The following is a 3,969-nucleotide window of genomic DNA, read 5'->3' as shown; positions in this document are numbered from 1 at the left end:
GCGCAAATGGACGTGAAATCCCCATCACTCCATTTTTTTATTTTTTCATTTTTTTCATTTTCTTGTAGAGAACAAAGAAAATCAGCTTTATTTTCGCTTGAAGCTCGTCCTGGTACGATACCCCTAAAACTTCTCTAAAACGCCAAATTAACGGGAAATTGGAAAAAGCCATTTTTACAGGGTTTTCCCCCCGTTTCGGGCACCCTTCTACAAGTGGTGCCTCTTGGCGACGGTCTTAGGCAAGCCCGACCCCCGAAAGTCTTTCAGCCTTTCGGCTGGCGGTCACAAGCCTACCTTGCCAAGTCCACTTGTAAAGGGTCTAGACTAGTGCCCTTTCTGTATCCAAAGCCACTACAAAGCCCCCCCATTTAGAAACATTTTCCAATTTTCCGAGAGCTGGAACCTGATAACGGCTCGGCTCACGTCCTCGCTGTCCGTCTATGTAGACAAAGCCTTCAAACTGACGAGCAGAGCGAGCTCCAGGGCTTGACGTCGGGAACACCATTCGCACCAGTTCAGCAGGTGCAGAGCCGAGAAGAATTTTTGTCGATAGTTGCGACCTCACGGCATTCGGGATAGTGTCCACGCTAGCAAACTGCGAAGCAACTACAAGAATAACGCCACTTGAGCGACCTTTTAAGGCTATCTGAGTAAGCAAAGCGATCAGCTCTGCTTTTTCTTTTGCTTGCGCAGAAGCGACAAGAGCCCCGAGCTCATCGATGGCGACCACTAGCGGAGTAAGCCCCACCTCGCTAGCTTTCAGCCCTAGACGTTGCTGACGTGCTCCCTCTTTACCGAGGAAGGCTTCTCTCTGCTCCATTTGAGCTACAACATAGCCAAGCATAGAAAGGACGTCAGAGACTCCAGAAGCACGTTGCAAGACGTTAGAGAGAGCCTGAAGCTCATTCTTACCATCTACCAGGTAAACCTGGGAGCCACCTGCTAAGAATTGAGCCAGGAAAGCAAGAAGCGTTGTTGTTTTCCCTGCTCCTGACTTACCAAACAAGCCGAGACCTGGAGACTTTTCAAAATCGACACTAAGCCCCTTTTGCAGAACAATCTTAAAAGGCACCGCAGAGGAAATAACAGAGGTCACGTCTAAACGCTTATCAGACCCCACGTCCTCAAGGATAAAGACCGAATAAACGCCCCCAGGCTCTCGCCAAAAGTCCACCACCTCAAAGGCTTCCCAGTCTTTTCTTGTCGCTACTGAGATAAGTTCAGCAAGTTTTTCGTCTTCATCAAGTCCAGGAAGTCTTTCAATTTTGACCTCTAACACACCATCCCTTGCTAGTAGCTCAATCCAGGGCACACCAACAAGAGTGGTTTTCAGCATTGGATTTACTGACTGCACGTCTAAAAAAGCACGTGTCAGAGCTTCACGGAGTTTCAGGAGCTTCCACCCGTTCAGCACTCCAAAGCGCTTATAATAGCCCCAACGGCTCCACCAGGTGCGCCACTTAGAAGCGCCCTGCTCCTGGAAAGAGCCCTCTACTAGCTCAAACTTTCTCATCTCCTTTCTCCTTAGCTTCCCTTTTCAGCTCTCTTATGATTTTTCTTCTCATTTTCTCTCTTTCTAGCTCTAACTTTTCTTTTTGTTTCGCTAATCTCTGTTTTGCTCTCTCCAGCTTCTGACGTTCTTTCTCAGTTTTTTTCTCTAGTCTGTTTTTAATTTTTTTAACTCTTTCATTAACTTGGTCAGTAGCTAACTTTCTTTTTTCCTTAGCCTGTCTTCTTCGCTCCGCTTCAGCTTCTTCCCTCTTCCTTTTCAGCTCTTCCAGCTCCTTAAGTCTCTGCTCCATATCTATTTCTTCCCACTCTTCAGGATTAGAAACATAGGAGCTTTGACCACTTAGAAGGATTTTCACTATTTTTTCTAGCGTCTTACTGTCTATCTCTTCAATGCTTTTATGAGATTTTAAAGATTCTTGCTCATAGTTCAACTCTCTTAAATGAGTTTCATTTTGCAAGATTTTCCAAAAATCTATGTCTTTTTCTTCGCTTATTTTAGCTAAAAGAGACAATGACGGAGCAACAGAACGATGAAGCCAACTCAGCATTGATTTTATATCATTTAAGCCAGGTTCAGGCTCTTTCAACTCGTGTTGTGTAGCTTTTTGCTGACTTAGGAAGTTGAGCCAGGACTGATCAACTTCCCAACGACTTTTTTTCTTGTCCTTACCTTGTGGCGGAACTTTAAAAGTCACAACGTCAGCAAGCAAAGCCAAATGCAAAGGCAATAACTCGCCTTTTTTGACTATAATCTCCCGTCTTACAAGTTCGGTTTTACTTCTACCGTTGAAAGATAACTCAAAACGCTCTATAGTATCGCAACCATCTGCCCAAGCAGGCAACTGCTCGCCTTTAGAGATAAGCTCTAAGTCCTTGCGATAAGCTCTTAAATAGACGTTTCCCTTGCTTCCTACGTCAGCCCGACTTTTACCAAAATACACGGTAGAACCTAGCAAGTTACCCGTTGCATCTCTTTCATCAAATCGGTTAAAACGTCTTTTCTTGCTTGTAAACTCTTGATTTTCAAGCTTTTCAATCATTTTAGACAAAGGGAAAATAGTATTGTTTGCAACGTCCAGGGCTATATCAATGCGCGAAATCCAGCCCCCATTTTGCTCAATGTATTTCATCACTTTCACTAAAAAATCTTTATCGCTCAAGCCAAGACGAGCGCAACCAATACCTGAAAATGAGTATAAAATGCTAGAATTGTCAGCTTTCCACGCAATAATTACACCATCAGAGCGAACACTTTCGTTATATCCATAAATCCCTTTTCCCTCAGAAAAAGAGCCACTAACTAAATCCAACCCCAAAAAATCAAGGAAAGCAAACCGAGGAGAAACAACCTCGTCACCGTCCCAAATTAGGTCAGACGTAAAAACCACGTTCAAGTAGTCAATAGACACATTCAGAACATCTTTCAAAACATTGTTTAAATTTTTTTCTTTTTTCATAAAAACACCCGTTTGTCCTTGAACCCCCCATAATTATCATAACGGGGGGTCCAGGTTCGCCCTTTCGGGCTCCCCTGGAAATTCTCGTTATTCATTGAAAAACTCGTGTTTTCTAGCTCTCAAAATCTGAATACCTAACGCATAGTAAGGCCAATCAGATTTTTCTAGAAAAACTTTGTTTTCCTCTAGCAGGTGCACGGCTTCAACATATCGACCGCCACCCCACAAAGCAAAAGCAGAATCAATCTTTTTCAAGGCATCACTTTTGACATACTTCACATCACATCTTGAAACCCAGTCTTTCAGACTGTTCAAAATCTCAGCGTCTGACCTATCGCACCAACCGTCTTTACTTGTTGTTATCATTTTGGCTACCTGCAAAATTATGAGCAACAGAAAGAGCTTCGAGCTCGTCCAAGTAGTAAGAGTGGTCTTTGCTAAAGTGATAGCCTGACGCTTGAAGCTCATAAAGAGCCCCTGGGCTGAGGTCATACTTTCCATCAAAAACAACTCTGACACGGTCACCAGTTCCAAAGTGTGTGAGCAGATACGTCCAGCCTTGTGGCTCTTGTGAACGTTGCGGTCTTCCGTCCGCCCCGATCACGTTCGAGCCATCAGGATTTTTTAACTTGGGAAAATACTGCACTGGAGTAGTTCCAGGATATTGAACAATAAGAGTAAAACTCTCTTTTGAACTTGTTTGCGTAGGAAGAAACGTCTTCCAATCGTTATTTTTATTATTTGCCAAAATAAAAGGCCCTCCAGATAATTATCTAGGGCGCCCTCGTCTTGTTTCTTATTTAGTCCAATCCACTTGACCTTTTCGGTCTTTTCTGATAGAATCTAATAAGAATTAGATGAGGACGTTGAATCAGCTTGCCGGCGATAGACGTCCTTTTTCTTTTTTTTGGTAATGCTTTCTTATAATTTTAGCACTTTTAAAAAGTAACGTCAAGGTAAGCTAGTTCTTCCCTAAAACTATTATACGTTCTTTTTTTTT

Annotated in this window: 4 protein-coding genes; all 4 read right to left on the bottom strand. The window is 43.2% G+C overall.

Annotated elements, in window-relative coordinates; translation table 11 throughout:
- Window positions 1-319 precede the first annotated feature (319 nt).
- The 4 genes from O3636_RS10575 to O3636_RS10560 all read right to left on the bottom strand — a co-directional run bounded on the left by O3636_RS10575 (window position 320) and on the right by O3636_RS10560 (window position 3,717).
- Window positions 320-1,513, bottom strand: a complete 1,194-nt coding sequence (locus O3636_RS10575) for an FtsK/SpoIIIE domain-containing protein (RefSeq protein WP_371643103.1) — start codon at window positions 1,511-1,513, stop codon at window positions 320-322.
- The gene (locus O3636_RS10570; RefSeq protein ID WP_371643101.1) at window positions 1,500-2,969 is read right to left on the bottom strand and encodes a replication initiation factor domain-containing protein; all 1,470 of its coding nucleotides are present in this window, start codon (window positions 2,967-2,969) and stop codon (window positions 1,500-1,502) included. Before O3636_RS10570 ends, O3636_RS10575 begins: the two co-directional genes overlap by 14 nt.
- A gap of 87 nt (window positions 2,970-3,056) precedes the next feature.
- Window positions 3,057-3,335, bottom strand: coding sequence for a hypothetical protein (locus O3636_RS10565; RefSeq protein ID WP_371643099.1), 279 nt, complete (start codon window positions 3,333-3,335; stop codon window positions 3,057-3,059).
- Window positions 3,319-3,717, bottom strand: coding sequence for a hypothetical protein (locus O3636_RS10560; protein ID WP_371643097.1), 399 nt, complete (start codon window positions 3,715-3,717; stop codon window positions 3,319-3,321). The genes O3636_RS10565 and O3636_RS10560 overlap by 17 nt, the downstream gene beginning before the upstream one ends.
- Window positions 3,718-3,969: the final 252 nt, after the last annotated feature.

Source organism: Streptococcus sp. 27098_8_76 (assembly GCF_041432315.1).
Lineage (GTDB): Bacteria > Bacillota > Bacilli > Lactobacillales > Streptococcaceae > Streptococcus.
This window is presented reverse-complemented; position numbering and strand designations above follow the sequence as displayed.